This window comes from Enterococcus sp. AZ120 (assembly GCF_050546165.1).
GTDB lineage: Bacteria > Bacillota > Bacilli > Lactobacillales > Enterococcaceae > Enterococcus > Enterococcus faecalis.
Map to the genome: position 1 here is coordinate 2308757 of NZ_CP172950.1, position 18272 is coordinate 2327028.

Below are 18272 nucleotides of genomic sequence, written 5' to 3' on the forward strand. Positions count from 1 at the left end.
GTTGGTTTTGTTGTCTTTTCTTTTTTAGATTGAACGTAATTGGGCAATCCGTTCTTTGACAGCCTCTTGTTTTTCAAGGTAGTCCTTTTCTTTTGCACGTTCTGCTTCCACGACCTCATCTGGTGCATTTGACACAAAACGTTCATTTGAAAGTTTGCCTTGCACACGTTTGACTTCTTTTGTCCATTTGTCTAATTCTTTTTCTAAGCGAGCAATTTCTTCCTCGATATTAATCAACCCAGCTAATGGTAGGAATAGTTCTGCGCCTGTTAATACAGCGGACATGGCTAATTCTGGCGCTTCTATTTCACGACTGATGACTAATTCCTCTGGGTTACAGAAGCGTTCTAAGTAGCTAGTATTAGCTGTTAAAAATTCTTCTACTTCTGTATCGTTTGTTTTAATTAACAAAGTAATTGGTTTAGAAAGTGGTGTATTCACTTCTGCTCGAATATTCCGAACCGAACGAATAACTTCTTTCAGAACTTCCATTCCTCGAGCTGCTGCTTCATCGTTAAATTCTTCATGAACAACTGGGTACTCCGCCACAACCAATGACTCACCTTGATGCGGAATTTTTTCCCAAATTTCTTCTGTTACAAACGGCATAATTGGATGCAATAAGCGTAAGATTTGATCCAATGTGTACACCAAGATGCTCCGTGTTGTTTGTTTAGCTGCTTCATTTTCTCCGTAAAGAATTTCTTTACTCATTTCAATATACCAATCACAGAAATCATCCCAGATGAAGTTGTATAATTGGCGACCTGCTTCACCGAATTCAAAGCGATCAAATAATTCTGTCACACGGGCGACTGTTTCGTTTAAGCGCGTTAAAATCCAACGATCAGCGACAGTCTTTTCACCACTAAAGTCAATATCTGCAGCAGTCATACCTTCTACATTCATAATAACGAAACGACTTGCATTCCAAATCTTATTGATAAAGTTCCAAGAAGCATCCATTTTTTCATAACTAAAACGAACATCTTGACCTGGAGCTGAACCATTTGATAAGAACCAACGCAATGCATCTGCGCCATATTTTTCGATGACATCCATTGGATCAATCCCATTCCCCAATGATTTACTCATTTTGCGTCCTTGCTCATCACGAATTAAGCCGTGAATTAAGACATTTTGGAAGGGACGTTCGCCTGTAAACTCTAAGCTTTGGAAAATCATACGACTTACCCAAAAGGCAATAATATCATAGCCAGTAACTAATGTGCTTGTTGGGAAGTAACGTTGATAATCTTCGCTTGCTTCATCTGGCCAACCCATCGTTGAAAATGGCCATAAAGCAGAACTAAACCATGTATCTAAGACGTCACTATCTTGAACCCAGTTTTCACTGTCGGCTGGTGCTTCCATCCCAACATACATCTCGCCCGTTTCTTTGTGATACCAAGCAGGAATTTGATGGCCCCACCATAATTGTCGCGAAATAACCCAGTCATGAATATTTTCCATCCAACGTAAAAATGTTTGATTGAAGCGTGGTGGATAAAATTCAACAGCGTCTTCTGTTTCTTGATTTTCTATTGCTTTTTCAGCTAATGGTCCCATTTTTACAAACCATTGGGTCGATAAACGAGGTTCCACGACAACGCCTGTTCGTTCTGAATGGCCCACGCTGTGATTCATTATTTCGATCTTAATTAAGCGACCTAATTCTTTCAAGTCAGAGACAATCGCTTTACGTGCGGCAAAACGATCCATTCCTTCGTATTTTCCAGCCAGTTCATTCATCGTGCCGTCTTCGTTCATAACATTTACTCGAGGTAAGTCATGACGATTACCGACTTCAAAGTCATTTGGATCATGGGCAGGTGTGATTTTTACAACCCCTGTTCCAAATTCCATATCTACATAGTCATCCGCAATAATTGGAATTTCTTTATCTACTAATGGCAAGACAACTGTCTTACCAATAAGTTCTTGATACCGTTCATCTTCTGGATGGACCGCAATCGCCGTATCTCCCAACATTGTTTCAGGACGCGTTGTCGCAATTTCAACAACTCCAGAACCATCTGATAATGGGTAGCTCATGTGGTAAAAAGCTCCTTCAATATCTTTATGGATTACTTCAATATCAGACAATGCTGTTTTCGCTTTTGGATCCCAGTTAATGATATATTCACCACGGTAAATCAAATCTTTCTCGTAAAGAGAGACAAACACTTTACGAACGGCCTCAGATAGCCCTTCATCTAAAGTAAAACGTTCACGGCTGTAATCTAAAGAAAGGCCCATTTTTGCCCACTGTTCACGAATGTGAGAAGCATATTCTTCTTTCCATTCCCACACTTGATCAACAAATTTTTCACGACCTAAGTCGTAACGTGAAATTCCTTGTTGTGCTAGTTTCTCTTCTACTTTTGCTTGCGTGGCAATTCCAGCATGGTCCATTCCTGGCAGCCATAACGTATCAAAGCCTTGCATTCTTTTTTGGCGGATAATCATATCTTGTAATGTTGTATCCCAAGCATGCCCTAAGTGTAGCTTCCCTGTTACATTAGGTGGTGGAATAACAATTGAATAGGGCTTCGCTTTTTTGTCGCCACTTGGTTTAAATAAATCTTGATCTAGCCATTTTTGATAACGGCCAGCTTCGATTTCTGTCGGTTGATATTTCGTTGGTAAGTTTTTTTCTTCTGACATTTTTTCCCCTTCTTTCTTAAAATACGCGATTTGGAGCGGTAATTATTTTACAAATGAGTTTTTTTGGCTAAACACTAAAATACGCCCTAAAATACTTTCGTATTTTAGGGCGTAGATTCATCTTATTTACGCGGTACCACCTAAATTGCATTTGAATTGAATTCATTCAAATGCCACTCATTCGTGAGATAACGTTCACGAAACGAATCGTTCTACTAACGTACTGTGTTCAAACCATTGACTCACAAGCTACCTTCTCACTGGTTGTGTAAAAGTCTTGCACCTGAACGACTTTTTCTCTAAAACGACGCCAATGATACTCCTCTTGTTCGCTGTCTTTGCTTCATTCTACAATGAAGCGCAAGCAAAGTCAATTTGTAATCTAGAGGGATTACACTTTTTTTGCAGCTTCTAACGCTTGTTGATAATCGGGTTCCGACGAAACTTCTGAGACGATTTCTTCATAAACTAACGTTCCTTCTGGGTCAATCACAAAAATAGCACGTGCTAAACGGCCCATTTCTGGAATATACAAACCATAAGCTGCACCAAATGAGTCTTCAGTATCATGAAGCATTTCCATTTCGACACCCTCAGCGGCACACCAATTTGCTTGTTCTTCAACTGTGTTATTGGAAATCGTGATAATCTGAACATCGTCTAATTTCGCCGCTTCTTGATTGAAACGTTTCGTTTGCAGTGAACAAACACGTGTGTCGATATCAGGAACCACACTAATTAAAACCGTTTTACCTTTATAATCTGCCAAGTTGATTTCTTGGTTGTTTAAATTTTTCAAAGAAAAGACGGGGGCTTTTGTGCCAACTTTAGGCTGCTCACCTGTCAATTCTAATACGTGCCCTTTTCTTGTAACATTCATTCTGAAATCCTCCTTTTCCACTTTCAATAATAAGTATAGTAGAGGATTTTTATGAAGACAATTTTATTGCTTTGGGCTATTTGCTAGTGAAAAAGTTTCATTAAAATAAATCAGTGTTTGCAGTTCCGTTGTTAAATCAATATACTGCACACTAACGTTGGCTGGCACACTGACACGGTCTGGCGCAAAATTTAAAATCGCAGTCACACCCGCTTGTACAATTTTGTCGATAGCTTTTTGGGCATGGTGACTTGGTACTGTAGAAATGGCTACCGTGACCCCTTCTTGTCGAACGAATGCTTCTAACTCAGACATATCATGAACTAATAATCCATTAATCGTGGTGCCAACTAAAGCCAAATCATTATCAAAAGCACAGACAATATTCAAATTCTCGTTGCGTCTAAAATTATTTTTTAATAATGCCTTGCCTAAATTGCCACAACCAATCAGAGCAATTCTTTTTTCTTCTTGCGTATTTAAAATATTACTAAATACCTCAATTAAATATGGCACATCGTAACCATAACCGCTTCGGCCCAGTTCACCAACGTGGGAAAAATCACGCCGAATCGTTGCAGAAGGAATCTGGATCATTTCACTAAACTCTCGTGATTTAATGCGTTTAACACCAGAATCCCCTAACATTTTTAAATAACGTAAATAAACCGGCAAACGTTTTGCCGTTGCTTTAGGCATTTTTTTCTCCATCCTCTGTCCTCCTTGTTACCTACTTCACATATTCAGTTTATCACGGTTCCCCTCTCCGAGCAACTTGTTTGTGAAATAAGTACAAAATAAATACAGTGACGTCTAAGCGACCGTCACTGTATTTATTTCTTATAGGAAATCTGCAAATTCGTCTTCTTGTTTATCTTTCGCTGTTTCTGCTGAAATCTCTGTAATTTTGAGTCCTTCTAAGGCCCGAGCCATTAAACCTTCCAAGTCTAAGCGCGCTTCATACTCTTGCGCTTTATCCAAGCGAGGTCGTGTTTTCGGTTGCGGTGGCGCAAAAATTGTACAACAATCTTCGAAGGGTTGGATGGCTAATTCAAACGTGTCAATTTTTTCGGCAATTTCGATAATTTCTGTCTTATCCATTGAAACAACGGGTCGAATTATCGGTGTTGAGGTAACCTCATTAATTGCTACCATACTTTGAAGTGTTTGCGAAGCCACTTGTCCTAACGATTCACCGTTAATAATGACTAAACCTTTCCGCATTTCACGAATTGCATCTGTTAAGCGTAACATTAAACGTCGTGTAATGGTCATTAAGTAGCCTTGGGGAACGACTCGTTTAATTTCTTCTTGAATTTCTGTAAAGGGCACTTCAATAAATTGAATAGTTCCTACATAAGGGACTAATTTTTCAGCTAAATCTTTAGCCTTTTGTAACGCTTGTTCACTTGTATAAGGCGGACTAGCAAAATGGACAGCTTCCACTTCCACGCCACGTTTCATAGCTAAATAACCAGCAACTGGTGAATCAATGCCTCCTGACAACATCAACATACCACGACCACTGGTGCCCACTGGCAATCCACCCGCACCGCGAATCGTTTCATAAGATAAATACGCCGCATCTTTACGAATTTCAATTCTTAAGTTGATATCAGGCTTTTTCATTTGTACTTGAATTTCCGGAATGGCTTCAATAACAGCCCCACCTAATTCTTGATTCAAGCCATTTGAATCAAGTTCAAATGAATGGTCCGAGCGTTTAGCAGTAATTTTAAACGTCTTACCTGGCGTATAAACTTCCCGAACAACCTCTTGAACCATTGCACGAATCGCTGGCATTTCTTTTTCAATACGAATACTTGGCGAAAAATTTTGAATTCCAAACACTTTACTTAGTTTCGGAATCACTTCTTCACTATCTTCCCCATTTAATAAAATATGCATTCTGTCTCGATCTGCATGGATTTTCAATGCTGGAAAATCAGCTAACGCACGTTTCACATTTTGTGCTAACTGCATGATAAACGTTTTACGATTTTTTCCTTTAGTTGATAATTCGCCATAGCGAACCATAATTTCTGTATACTTCACTCAATTAATTCCTCTCTGTTCCTGTATCTTCACAGGTCAATGTCTTTGCAAATTATACATCAAATAAGGGGCGTTTTTCTAGTGCTTAGTCGAAAAAAAATAGTTGATTCATAAGTTCATTGTCTTATGAATCAACTATTTGATAACTTTCTCTCTTGCTTATTGCGCATTCAGGATCCACATGAATCCGACAAAAACAAAGAACAAGCCATACATAATTGGCGAAACTTCTTTCCCACGTTTTGCCGCAATCATTGTAATTGGATAGAAGATAAAGCCTAAGGCAATCCCATCTGAAATGCTGTATGTCAACGGCATTCCTAACAAGATTAAGAAGGAAGGAATCGCAATTTCCATCTCGTTCCATTTAATTTTGCTTAAGGATTGTGCCATCAAAACACCAACAATAATCAACGCTGGTGCTGTAACTTGCGAAGTGACAACTGCTAACAAAGGAGAAAATAGCAAACTGAAAATAAATAAAATCCCGGTTGTAATAGCTGTGATTCCTGAACGACCACCCACAGCAATCCCCGCAGATGATTCAACATATGCACCAACTGGCGATGTCCCTAGTAGAGAACCAGCTAACATCGCTGTTGAATCAGCGGCTAAAGCTTTCCCCACACGCGGCATTTTATTGTCCTTCATAAAACCTGCTTGATTGGCTAAGCCCACCAACGTACCAGCCGTATCAAAGAATGTTACTAATAGGAACGTTAAAACCACGACCCACATTTGAATCGTATTGATATCTTTCACATGTCCTAACGCCACTAAAAATGTTGGTTCTAAACTTGGCGCGCTTGAAATAATCTTATCAGGCATTGGAATAACGCCTGTCGCTAAACCAACAATCGTTGAAATCGCCATCCCAATAAAAATACCACCCGGTACTCGACGAACTAACAAAATTGCAGTTACGACTAAGCCGACAATGGTAACCCACGTTGAACCAACATTCAAAGGTCCTAAGCCAACGAGTGTCGCATCATTAGCCACAATTAAGCCACCTTGGCTTAAACCAAGAAAAGCAATAAACAACCCGATCCCACCTGAAATGGCAAATTTCAAGTCTGCAGGAATTGCATCAATAATTAGCTCGCGTAATTTAAAAATTGTAATTAAAATAAATATCAATGAAGCCACAAAAACGCCTGCTAATGTCGTTTGCCAAGGAATCCCCATACCAACAGAGACTGAATAAGCAAAGAATGCATTAATTCCTAAAGCTGGTGCTGTCGCAATCGGATATTTCGCCAACACACCCATTAAAATACAACCTAAGGCACTCGCTAAAGCGGTGGCAGTAAAAACAGCGCCTTCGTCCATGCCAGAAGCACCAAGTACGGTTGGATTAACGAACAAAATATACGCCATTGAGATAAATGTGGTGAAACCAGCTAACATTTCTCGTTTCATATTCGTATTCAATTGTTCAAGTTCAAAATATGAACTTATTTTTTCTTTCATGTTCCGTCCTCCTAAAATCTAAACATTTTACAATGTTCGTAAAATATTCAATTTATTAATGAAACAACGTGTTTAATCATATAATAAACCAACAAATAAGTAAATATCAAATTCTAAATTCTGTAAAAAACGAACAATCACGATTAAAAAAAGTATTCCTTTCTAGGAATACTTTTTAAATTAAATCGTTTGTGTGGTCGGGCGAACAACCATTTCACTGATTGACATACGATCTGGCGTGTCTATGGCAAAGACCACTGCTTGCGCAATGTCTTCCGCCTTTAAGCCCCAACTTAACTGTTCTAGATGTAACGTTTCAGCTACTACTCGATTAGAAATTGTTTGATAAAGTTCTGTTTGTACAGCACCTGGTGAAATAATCGTTGATTTAATGTTATTCTCTCTTTGTTCTTGTCGCAATCCTTCCATAATTGCTCGAACAGCAAACTTTGTTCCACAGTAGACAGCCGAATCTGGATAAACGACATGTCCTGCCACAGAATCAGTAGCAATAATCTGCCCTGATTTTTGTTCAACCATAATTGGAAGAACTGCCGCAATGCCATTTAAAACACCCATAATATTAATATCTAGCATTTGACGCCATTCTCCTTTTGGTGCTTCAATAAGAGGCGCCGTTGGCATAACTCCTGCATTGTTAAAAAGAACATCAATTCGTCCATATTTTTCCATTGTAAGCTTGATTACACGCTGAACTTCCTCTTCTTTCGTTACATCTGCTTGTTGCACGAGAATCGTTGCTTCAGGAAGTTCTTTTTTTATAGCAATTAAACGTTCTTGTCGACGTGCTGCAATGACTAACTTCGCTCCTTTTCTGGCAAGTAAACGGGCTGTTGCCTCACCGATGCCACTGGAAGCGCCCATGATAACAATAACTTTTTCTGATAATGATTTCATTATATTTCCTCCTTATCTTCCTGAATCCAACGAATAATTTTAGCTGGTGTTCCTGCAACAATAGCGTTAGCTGGCACATCTTTAGTTACAGTCGCATTAGCTGCTACGATAGCATTTTCACCAATCGTAATACCTGGTAAAACAGTAACACCCGCGCCTAACCACGCAAATTTTTTAATGGTAATTGGTGCTAGCAATACGCCTCGCCGTTTCATTGGCAGTTCCGGATGATTGACACTTAAGAGATTAACGCGCGGACCAATTAAAACATTGTCTTCAATTATAATGCCCCCTAAATCAACAAACATAGCTGCCCGATTAATAAAAATATTTTTACCAAAATGTATATTGCGTCCAAAATCTGTATAAAAAGGCAATAAAATCGTAACGGTTTCGTCAATTTTGTCTTGGATAATCGTGGCAAGAAGATTCCTTACTTCATTATGTGTATAGGCTTGTTGATTTAATTCTATTAAATAGCGACTATTTTCCTCTTGAATCTGATGAATAAGTTGAAATAGTGGTTCATCTTTATCAATGCTACCTGTTGCAATTAGTTCTTGGAGATTTTTTGTAAGCATTCCTAATCGCCTCCTTTTGCTAAATTTATCGTAATACGTGACAACTCCTCTGTCTAATACTTATAATAAATAGATAAGTATGCGTTTTAGTTATAGGAGGGAAAGTAATGGAATTACGAGTGATTCACTATTTCTTAGCAGTGGTCCAAGAAAAAACGATTAGTGGCGCAGCCAAACAATTGCATGTATCACAACCAACGTTATCTAAGCAATTAAAAGAATTAGAGGAAGAATTAGGCGTGACATTATTTATACGAGGAAATCGACAAATACAACTAACACCTGAAGGAGAATATTTAGCTAAACAAGGGCAAGATATTTTAAGCTTAGCGAATAAAACAGTCACCAACTTGTCGCAAAATGAATTCATTAATGGCGAAATCACGATTGGTGGCGGCGAAACAAAAGCTATGTCTTTTTTAGCGAATGCACTACAACAAATAACAAGCCAGCACTCAGCTGATATTCACCTTCATTTATACAGTGGGAATGCAGATGATGTAATAGAACGGCTAGACAAAGGATTATTAGATTTTGGTTTAATTATTGAGCCTGCACCTAAACAAAAATATAGCTATTTAACATTACCAGTTGTAGATACATGGGGCTTAATTACTGTAAAGGACCATCCCTTAGCCACTAAAAATGTTATTACTGCAGCCGATTTAAAAGAAGAACCTTTATTTATTTCTCGACAAGCACAAGTTCCGAGCCAACTCTCTGATTGGCTCGAAGCAAGTCTAGATCAGTTCCGAATCGTTGGGACCTACAACTTACTTTACAACGCTTCACTGATGGTAGAAGCTGGGCTAGGTAGCGCCCTAAGCATTGATGGTATTCTAGAAACAAAGCAAACAAATTTACGTTTTATCCCGCTATATCCTGCTTTAACAGCCAAAATTAGTTTAATTTGGCGCAAAAATACGGTTCTTTCCACAGCTGCTGCATTATTTTTAGAACAAATAAAAAAAAGTATTCAACGCCCTGAATAATAGGTCGTTGAATACTTTTTTAAATCATCACTGTGATCGTAGCTGCTGCCAAAATCAAAACTAAGCCGATAATCGTTACGGTCATTTCCTTGGCTGTTTTCTTTTGACCTAAGAACCAAATACCTGTCAACGTTGCAAGCACAACTGATGTTTGGGATAGAATAAAGCCAGTTGCCAAGCCGTTCATATCTGGCTGCGCTGAAATTAAATAAGTTAACGCTGCAAAGGCGAAGAAAAAGCCTGAAAAAATTTGTTTGTAAGAAACAGCTTCTATAAATGGGGATGTTTCCCCACCCTTAATAGTGACAACTGCTGAGTAAATAACTGCCACAATTACCATGCCTATTGCTTGTGGTAAAAAGGCATGCATGCCATCAATTGCCGTCGCTTGTGGTGCTGCAGAGTACGCCCAATAGCCGATTTCACCAACGGCTAATAGAAGAACTGCTTTTTTCATAATCCCAGCACTCTCAGCGGACTCCGTTTCCGACCAGACCGTCATTTTGGCACCAATCATGATTAACACTAAGGCAAATGCGCCTAACAATTTGGCTGTCGCACCTGGCCAGTTTCCTAAGAAAAAGACACCCCAGAGAGAAGCACCTAAAAGTTGGAACGCGGTCGTTACTGGCATGGCACGTGATGAACCAATCATCGTGAAGCATTTAAACGTAATGATTTGCGCACAGGCCCAACCGACACCAGATAAAATTGAAAAGAATAAATCCATGCCCGCTGGAAAAGCCAAACCATTAATCATTGAAAAAATAGCGGCAAAAATTAATGTTCCTAAACTGGTACCAAGAATTTGATTCACTGGACGACCACCAATTTTGGAAGCGATTGTTGGGAAAAGCCCCCAACCTAAAAGCGGTCCTAAACCGATTAATAATGCAGTCGCATTCATCTTTATTTCCCCTCTCTCGTTTAAAAGACAACGTTACTTTCTAATAAAATATTTGCGTAAGGAGTCATTTCCCCCGTCCGAATAAATGCATGGCAGTTGTTTAATTCTTGTTTCATTTCTGTATGAGGAATAAAACTGATGGGAGTTTCTGGTAAACGAGTTTTAATTGCTGTCAACATGTCAGGATTTTCTGTTTTAATTTCTTCTGCTAAATAAATTCGTTGAACTGCCAATTCCTCAAGGACATTGTTTAAAACTTCCATAAAACTAGGGATGCCATTAGTAACTGCTAAATCAATTTTTTCTGTAGTCCGAGGCACTGGCATGCCTGCATCACCAATACTTAATTTATCAAAATGACCCATTTGTGCGATGACGCGGGAAATATCTGAATTAATAACTTTTGTTTTTTTCATGTCGCTCGCTCCTTTTTATTTGTCTGCCAATTCGTGTTGATAAGGAATCGAAGGTTGGGCTCCAAAACGTTGAACAGTCAACGAAGACGCCTTGTTTCCATAACGAATAGCTTCTTCCAAATTGCTAAAATCTTTTTCTAATATACTACTTAATGCGCCAATAAAAGTATCGCCAGCAGCCGTTGTATCAACCGCTTTCACTTTAAAAGCAGGCACAATACCACTTCGTCCATTGACGTCATAAAAGGCTCCTTTACTACCTACTGTAATAATTACTGCTTCAATCCCTAATTGATGAAGTGCTTCTGCGGCTTTACGCATACTCGCTTCATCTGTGATTTTAATGCCTGTTAAAATTTCGGTTTCTGTTTCATTTGGTACAATCATATCTGTCACGTTTAGTAATTCTTCAGGAACTTGTTCTAACGCAGGTGCGGGATTTAAAATCGTTTTGACGCCTGCTTTTTTAGCAATTTTAAACGCTGCAATCGTACTATCAATCGCACTTTCAAATTGGGCAATCACAAAATCACTTTTTTCAATAATTTCTTGATGTTCCTGGACTTGTTTTGGCGTAAAGGCGTTATTGGCTCCTGCGTAAATCATAATGCTATTTTCACCAGCGTTATCTACCATAATAAAGGCTTGGCCAGTAGCTGTTTTTTCTAAAGTGGTGACCCCAGTTAAATTAATTTCATCTTGACTCATTAAATCAGTCATCATAGCTCCAGCGCCATCATTTCCCACAGCACCAATAAAATATGTTTCTGCGCCTGAACGTTTCGCTGCAACTGCTTGGTTTGCTCCTTTACCACCACCTGCTGTAAAATGTTCAATGGCGTGAATTGTTTCGCCTGGTTTTGGCATTTCTTTGACTCTTAATGTTGTGTCTAAATTGATACTTCCGATAATTGTAACCGCGTTCATTTTCATCCACCTCAATAAAATTTATTTTTTCATTCTAATTAAAACGTTTTAGTAAAACGTTTTAATTCCACAACAAAAATATAGCACACCTTGAAAGCTATTTCAAGGGTGCTGTCGAAAATCGTTCAATCAGTTGGACAGGCAAGGTTTGCTCCTCCCAATCTTTTGCAGGCTGATGGATTCTTTCCAATAATAAAGTCGCCGTAGTTTGCCCCAATTGAAAAACAGGTTGAGCAATTGTTGTTAGCGGCGGCGAAACATACTCGCACATATCAACATTGTCATAACCAATAATACTATAATCCTCAGGAATTTTTTTGCCCGCTTCTGCTAATCCTCGATATAAACCAAAAGCAATTTCATCATTGATAGCAAAAATTCCGGTGCTCTCTGTTTTTAAAATTTCGGGGACAGCTTGGTAGCCGCCGGTTTTTGATAATTCTGTTTCGATCAACTGGACCTTTTCCGTATAAACAGAACAAAAACCTTTTAACCGTTGCTGAATATTGACTGGCGCATGTGGTGGCATTACCACGACGACCTGTTTATGTCGTTGCTCTTGTAAATGTTTTGCTGCTAGTTGCCCACCTCTATAATCGTCTGTCAAAACAGCATCGCTAAAGCCTTCTGCTTTTTTTTGGTCAAGTACAATAAACGGAATCTTTTTCGCACGTAGCGTTTCATTAATCGTTTGATTGGAAATTTCAGAACTTGCAATCACAAAGCCATCGACACTACGACGAATCAACTCTGTTAAATATTCATGTTCTCTTGTAACGTCTTGGTCCGCATTGCATAACATCAGTATAAAATTTTCTTTGTATAAAACACTTTCAATTCCTCGAATCAATTGCGCGAAAAATGGATTAGTAATATCAGGTACGATTACGCCAATCGTCTTACTTTTTTTCATCACCATACGTTGCGCAAAATAGTCGGGCTGATAGTTTAATCGCTCTTTTGCAGCCAATACTTTTTCGACCGTTTTCCCACTAAACCGTGCCCCATTCCCGTTTAAAATTTGTGAAACGGTAGTAATGGAGACACCTGAGTCATTGGCAACATCTTTAATTGTAACCTTTTTATTTGTCATCCTACTTCTCTCCTTGCCGTGAACGCGCCCATTCACCGGACCTCTTAATCTCATTTAATTTACTACAATCATTTACTTTACGCAACCACAAATAAATACGTACATTCGTTTAAACCGTCCTTTCATCCCTTCAACAAATTTCGTTGTTCTACTTTTAAAATGTTATACTGTAGAAAAAATGATTTACTTTTTGCTGAATGGAGGGCCTTAATTGAAAAAGAAATCGATTGGTTTGTTGTTAGCTAGCGCATATTTGTTTCACGCACGTTCTCGTCAAAAATCCTTAAAAGCCTGTCTTTTTGAAGATTCTTTACGTCTTTCCCAAATTGCTCGACTTGAACGAAATCCGAAAGTCACCAAGGCTTTTTATCATTGGCAACGATCATTAAATGAACAAGTGACTTTGCCAAAACATTTACGTCATCTTTTTCCTCTTCAAGAAATGACTCAATTTCCTACGATGTATCGCATGTCAAACTCCGTTATTGCACCTACCAAGAAAGCTGTACTGTACCTGCATGGTGGGGGCTTTACATTGAATCTCGCCTATAGCCAATTAGACTTTAGTTATAAACTAATTGAAGATCTCCCTTTTGCAACAGATTATTTTATCCCTGTATATCCATTAGCACCAAATAAGTCTTTTGCTGATATTTATAATCATTGCTATGCTGCTTACCAAGAAATTTTACAGCATTATGATCCCGAAGATGTTATTTTATTAGGTGATTCTGCTGGTGGCACATTGGTTTTAAACGTATTGCAGAATTTAGCCATCGATTTCCCTGAACGCTTACCAAAAGCTGCTGTTTTAATTTCTCCTTGGTTAGATGGACATTTAGACATTCCCGTTGCCAAAAGTTATCAAAAAAAGGACAAAATGATTGGCATGAACTATTTACAATTAATTGCCCAAGAGATTGACGACACAGCCAATCACTCCACGCTTTCTTTAAATTGCTTGTCCTTTGATTATCAAAAATTTCCGCCACTTTTTTTCGTGGGCGGCACACATGAAGTTTTTTGCCCTTCCTATCACCAATTTTTAAAACAATTAGGGCCACGACCACAAGATACTTGCCGATTGGTGCCTGGCATGCAACACGTTTTCGCAATGAAACAGTACTTGCCAGAAGGACGACAAGCGCGGAAACAAATTGCACAATTTATCCAAGAACAATGGTAAAAGGCAAATGGGACAGAAGTCAAAACGACTTCTGTCCCACTTGCCTTTTTAGAACTAAACACTTAGTTTTCTTCGGCGACTTTTTTCTCCCGCATAGTCAAAACAGCGCTAGCCAAAAGAACAACCACTACAAAAGCAATGATTCCTCCTACTAAAAGACTCGGACCTGCCTCACCTAATTTGCCTAAAAATAGGCCTGGGATTAAATAATCCGTATCCGCAAACGTTGAGGATGCTAACTGTAGATCACCCAAGACTGGTAAAATGAATAACGGTAACCAACTAATTAATAAGCCATTAAACGCAGCCCCTAAAATCGCTCCCCGACGTCCCCCTGTGGAATTTCCAAAAACGCCTGCCGCGGCACCACAGAAAAAGTGCCCGACAACGCCTGGTATAATCACGGTGGTATTCAGACCAACCATCGCTAACATTGAAATAGTTCCCACAATAAAGCTCACAAAGAACCCAATCAAGACAGCATTTGGCGCATAAGGAAAGATAATGGGAACATCAAGTGCTGGTTTAGAATTAGGCACTAATTTTTTAGCAATTCCTTGGAAAGCTGGCACAATTTCTCCTAAAACCATCCGCACACCCTGTAAAACCACAACGAAACCAGCCGTAAAGGTTCCTGCTTGAATTAATGAAAAGATAATCGCATTTTCGCCATTGCTTAACTCATGCTCGACATAACCTGTCCCAGCCAGCAAAGCCAAAATCACATAGACAATCGACATCAAAATCATAATTGAGATGGTTGAGTCTCTTAAAAAACCAAAACTTTTAGGAATTTTAATATCTTCCGTTGACTTTTCTTTATTCCCAAAGACTTTTCCAATAAAGCCACTTGCCGCATAACCAATATTCCCTGTATGCCCCATTGCTACTTTATCATTTCCAGTAATTTGTTTCATAAAGGGCTGACAAAGAGCAGGTGTCACTGTTAATAAAGTTCCTTCAAATAAACCACCTAAAAGAATCATTGGCAAACTAACGCTAAAACCGGCCCCCACTAAAATAACGGCTGTCAAACACGAAACGTACATCATCGCTTGACCTGTCAAAAAGATATATTTAAAACGTGTAAAACGCGCCAACAGAATATTAACAACCATGCCCACCAACATAATCAGAGCAGTTGGTGTCCCATATTGTTGCAAGGCAATCGCTACAACTGCTTCATTACTAGGCACCACGCCTTGTGTATTTAACGCGGTTTGGAACATCTCCGCAAAGGGCGTTAACGAATTCGCTAATAGCCCTGCGCCACCAATTAAAACTAAAAAGCCGACGAATGTTTTCAACGTTCCTTGAACAACATCAGAAAATTTCTTTTTCTGTAAAACTAATCCCAACAAAGCAATTAATGAAACCAGAATCGCTGGCTGGCTAACAATTGAAACAAATAAATTCAATAAAGTTTCCATGTTTTTCCTCCTTCTTATTGATGTGCAATGCCATTGTCATCTAAAACTTTCAAGACTTTCTCCTTCGTTTCATCGTAATCAATAATCGCATTTAAAGGAATGATTTTTTCATCAGGAATTGACCCTAAAGCATCTTGCAATGTTTTTTCGACAAAGAAGTAATCAGCCATATCGCCACTGGCACTCCCGACATCTGTGTGATCAATTTGAAAATTATCTGTATCAACACCGACTTCCTCTAAAATTTGTTGGATATTCATTTGCACCATAAAACTTGTTCCTAAACCACTTTGACAAACTGTAAAAATCTTCATCTTATTTCTCTCCTTCTTGGATAATTGATAGTATTTCTGGGACGGTTTCAGCCGCCACTAAGCGATGTAATGATTCTTTTTTTGATAGAATTTTTGTCAGACTAGATAAGGCCCGTAAATGTGTTTCGTTATCTGAAGCAGCTAAACAAATAAAAAGGTGAATTTCATGCTTAGGATCTTCTAATAAATCGACACTTTTTTGGATTTTTAGTAATGACATGCCTAACTGATTAACGCCATCTTCTGGTCGCGCATGAGGCAATGCTACGTCTGGACAGATATGGATAAATGGCCCAAACGATTCGACTTTTTGAATCATTGCATCAATGTACTTTTCCGTAATACTGCCATTTTTTAATAACGGCTTGGCAGCTTCTGTAATTCCCGCTCGCCAGTCTGCAACTTCAGGCAGGACTTGGACTGTTTCTGTTGTTAATAATTCCGATAACATTGGACGCAGATCCTCCTCTTTTTCTAAAATTTTGTTCATTTTACGATGCAAGACACGATATAACTGCGCTTCTGTGACTCCTTTTTTTAAGGAAATGTAAGGTTTTAACGCATCTAAAATATCTTTAACATCTGGCATGGAAATACCTGGCAATAGCCAATCTGATTGAACTTGGTGCATCAATTGATTTTTCTCCAAAGAGCTCATAATGGGCTTGGTAAAATAAACCTTTTTGGCTGTTTCAATAGGGACCGTTGAGAAAATGATGTCATAGCTTTTTTCAGATACATTCTCTATTTCCCTCACCGCATTCGTTTCTTTAAATTCAATCATTGGAAATAGCCGACGCAATTCCGATTGCAAAATCAACGAAGAACTGATACCACTGGGACAAACAATTAGCGCTTTTAGCTTTTCTTGCCGCTGCTCATTTTTTTGGCCGAAAATTTCTCCACCAAATAATATGGTAAAAAAACCGATTTCCTCTGACGGGATTGACCGTTTCGTTAATTTTTCTAAAGGAGCTAACGCTTGTTCACAAAGATGATAAAGCGACCGATACGATTGTCGAATATCCTTGATTAAAACATTCGGCAAGTAAAAGCCATAGTTAATTCGAAAATAGGCAGGAACCAGATGATAATACACATTCATGAGCAATTCACGAGGCTGCTCAAATTGAACGACGGCCAATAATTCCATTTTCCGAATAATTTCACCAGAAATATCTAATAAAAACTCTAACTTCGTATCTCGCAATTCTCCTTGCAAGGCTGTCATTAAACAAATCGTGAAAAAAAGACTCTCAGTTTCTACATTCGCCACTGGCCCAACTAAATCACTTAAAATACGACGACTGACGGGATAAGCGCGTAAGGACTGAATTAACTGGTTCTCAGGCCAGACGACTGTTTTATATTTGCCTAATCTTTTTTGAGAAAAAGCAAGAAAGTAACTAATTTCATCTAATCTGCTGGGTACCAGTTGAAGCTGTGCTTCCTGGACGGCTAATTGAATGCCGTCACGCATTTTTGCGTATTGGCTCATTTGATGCTGACTGAGCCAGCAAAATAAAGCAAAGGTGCCCGACTTTTGTTGTAAGAGGCGGGCAAGCCAATTTTTCCCGAAACGACGAATCCGAAATTCATCTCCTTCTAGGTAAAACCCTCGTTTTCGTTCGTAGGATAAAGCAATGTTTTCAGTTGCTAGTTGGTGTCGTACTTTTTTGATGTCCGCTAAAATAGTGCCTTTCGAAACGTCTAAAAAATTTTGGTAATGATACACCGATAGTTCTTCGATTTCTGAATAAGTGAGCAAAAAAATAAGTGCTTGTCTTTCTGTTTCGCTATAAATCACTTGATGTTGTTGAAAAAGTTGTTTTCCCCATTCATTTGCGGAAAGGTTTGGAATGCTGACGGTATTCTGTTGAACTTCTCCGCCTATTGTCGAAAGTTGTGTCACTAATTCTCGTTGCGAAAGATCGGTTATTTGTTGAGCCAAAGAGAGCGCAATTTTTTGCCCTGCATACTCGTCAAGGAGATAACTTATTTTATAATTCACAGCTGTGTCCTCCTCCTGTAATCATCATATAATGATAGCGCTTTATTTTCTATCTAAGTTGGGTACAAATGTCTACTGTACTTTTTTGATAAATTGTACCGTTCTTTATTTTAAAGTTAACAAAAACCCGTTGCAAGTTTCTTAAAAACTTACAACGGGTTTTCTTTATGTTAATTGTGTTTGTAATGCGATATTCAGCAAGATAGCCACCGCTACCCAGCCGCCACACATCACCAGAAGCAGCCAACTAAACATTGATTGTTTTACTAAAGACTGCTTAGGCTTTGCCAGATGTACAAAATTCATGCTATTTACTAAGAACAGTAAAAATAAAGCAAAACAAAGGACGGCCAAGCCAGCACAAATCCAAATCCACATCGTAATCTCCATCTATATTCCTCCTTCTACATTAACTCTATTTA

Annotated in this window: 17 protein-coding genes and 1 other annotated feature; of the genes, 2 read left to right on the forward strand and 15 right to left on the reverse strand. The window is 38.7% G+C overall.

Translation table 11 applies throughout. The features are described from left to right. Positions 1-24: 24 nt before the first annotated feature. The 7 genes from IGJ46_RS11085 to IGJ46_RS11115 all read right to left on the reverse strand — a co-directional run bounded on the left by IGJ46_RS11085 (position 25) and on the right by IGJ46_RS11115 (position 8574). Positions 25-2667, reverse strand: coding sequence for a valine--tRNA ligase (locus IGJ46_RS11085; protein ID WP_218391267.1), 2643 nt, complete (start codon positions 2665-2667; stop codon positions 25-27). A gap of 102 nt (positions 2668-2769) precedes the next feature. Next, positions 2770-3009 (reverse strand) — a binding site (T-box leader). A 49-nt stretch (positions 3010-3058) separates the two neighbouring features. After that, entirely contained in the window at positions 3059-3547 is a 489-nt protein-coding gene (gene tpx, locus IGJ46_RS11090) for a thiol peroxidase (protein ID WP_033596679.1), read from the reverse strand. A gap of 63 nt (positions 3548-3610) precedes the next feature. Next, the gene (locus tag IGJ46_RS11095) at positions 3611-4258 is read right to left on the reverse strand and encodes a redox-sensing transcriptional repressor Rex (RefSeq protein WP_002380866.1); all 648 of its coding nucleotides are present in this window, start codon (positions 4256-4258) and stop codon (positions 3611-3613) included. Between the two features lie 129 nt (positions 4259-4387). After that, on the reverse strand, positions 4388-5602 hold the full coding sequence (gene thiI, locus IGJ46_RS11100; RefSeq protein ID WP_002367322.1) for a tRNA uracil 4-sulfurtransferase ThiI: 1215 nt from the start codon (positions 5600-5602) through the stop codon (positions 4388-4390). A gap of 159 nt (positions 5603-5761) precedes the next feature. Next, positions 5762-7075, reverse strand: a complete 1314-nt coding sequence (locus tag IGJ46_RS11105; protein ID WP_002355107.1) for an NCS2 family permease — start codon at positions 7073-7075, stop codon at positions 5762-5764. A gap of 180 nt (positions 7076-7255) precedes the next feature. Continuing rightward, positions 7256-7993 (reverse strand): SDR family oxidoreductase, encoded by a 738-nt coding sequence (locus IGJ46_RS11110; protein ID WP_002359155.1) that lies wholly within the window; start codon positions 7991-7993, stop codon positions 7256-7258. Further along, positions 7993-8574 (reverse strand): DapH/DapD/GlmU-related protein, encoded by a 582-nt coding sequence (locus IGJ46_RS11115; RefSeq protein ID WP_002355105.1) that lies wholly within the window; start codon positions 8572-8574, stop codon positions 7993-7995. The genes IGJ46_RS11110 and IGJ46_RS11115 overlap by 1 nt, the downstream gene beginning before the upstream one ends. Before the next feature lie 107 nt (positions 8575-8681). Here IGJ46_RS11115 and IGJ46_RS11120 point away from each other — a divergent pair, with 107 nt between their 5' ends. Continuing rightward, positions 8682-9566 carry a LysR family transcriptional regulator gene (locus tag IGJ46_RS11120; protein WP_002370030.1) on the forward strand — a complete coding sequence of 295 codons (885 nt, stop codon included), beginning with the start codon at positions 8682-8684 and terminating at the stop codon, positions 9564-9566. 19 nt (positions 9567-9585) lie between these two features. On the opposite strand, the gene rbsU is transcribed toward IGJ46_RS11120, so the two are convergent. From rbsU to rbsR, 4 genes are all read right to left on the reverse strand, one after another. Continuing rightward, positions 9586-10473 carry a ribose/proton symporter RbsU gene (rbsU, locus tag IGJ46_RS11125; RefSeq protein WP_002355103.1) on the reverse strand — a complete coding sequence of 296 codons (888 nt, stop codon included), beginning with the start codon at positions 10471-10473 and terminating at the stop codon, positions 9586-9588. A 20-nt stretch (positions 10474-10493) separates the two neighbouring features. Continuing rightward, on the reverse strand, positions 10494-10889 hold the full coding sequence (gene rbsD / locus IGJ46_RS11130; RefSeq protein ID WP_033596720.1) for a D-ribose pyranase: 396 nt from the start codon (positions 10887-10889) through the stop codon (positions 10494-10496). 15 nt (positions 10890-10904) lie between these two features. After that, positions 10905-11822 (reverse strand): ribokinase, encoded by a 918-nt coding sequence (gene rbsK / locus IGJ46_RS11135; protein WP_002381157.1) that lies wholly within the window; start codon positions 11820-11822, stop codon positions 10905-10907. Positions 11823-11913: 91 nt separating this feature from the next. Next, entirely contained in the window at positions 11914-12909 is a 996-nt protein-coding gene (gene rbsR / locus IGJ46_RS11140) for a ribose utilization transcriptional repressor RbsR (protein WP_002370032.1), read from the reverse strand. A 211-nt stretch (positions 12910-13120) separates the two neighbouring features. Here rbsR and IGJ46_RS11145 point away from each other — a divergent pair, with 211 nt between their 5' ends. Further along, positions 13121-14095: an alpha/beta hydrolase gene (locus IGJ46_RS11145; RefSeq protein WP_002414146.1), complete on the forward strand. Its 975-nt coding sequence runs from the start codon at positions 13121-13123 to the stop codon at positions 14093-14095. Between the two features lie 62 nt (positions 14096-14157). Here IGJ46_RS11145 and IGJ46_RS11150 read toward each other — a convergent pair whose 3' ends face one another. From IGJ46_RS11150 to IGJ46_RS11165, 4 genes are all read right to left on the reverse strand, one after another. Beyond that, positions 14158-15525, reverse strand: coding sequence for a PTS ascorbate transporter subunit IIC (locus tag IGJ46_RS11150; protein WP_002355097.1), 1368 nt, complete (start codon positions 15523-15525; stop codon positions 14158-14160). Between the two features lie 14 nt (positions 15526-15539). Further along, entirely contained in the window at positions 15540-15839 is a 300-nt protein-coding gene (locus IGJ46_RS11155; RefSeq protein ID WP_002355095.1) for a PTS sugar transporter subunit IIB, read from the reverse strand. 1 nt (position 15840) lies between these two features. Next, complete coding sequence (locus IGJ46_RS11160) at positions 15841-17850, reverse strand: BglG family transcription antiterminator (protein WP_002391244.1); 2010 nt, start codon at positions 17848-17850, stop codon at positions 15841-15843. 165 nt (positions 17851-18015) lie between these two features. Further along, on the reverse strand, positions 18016-18240 hold the full coding sequence (locus IGJ46_RS11165; protein WP_002355093.1) for a hypothetical protein: 225 nt from the start codon (positions 18238-18240) through the stop codon (positions 18016-18018). Between the last annotated feature and the right edge of the window lie 32 nt (positions 18241-18272).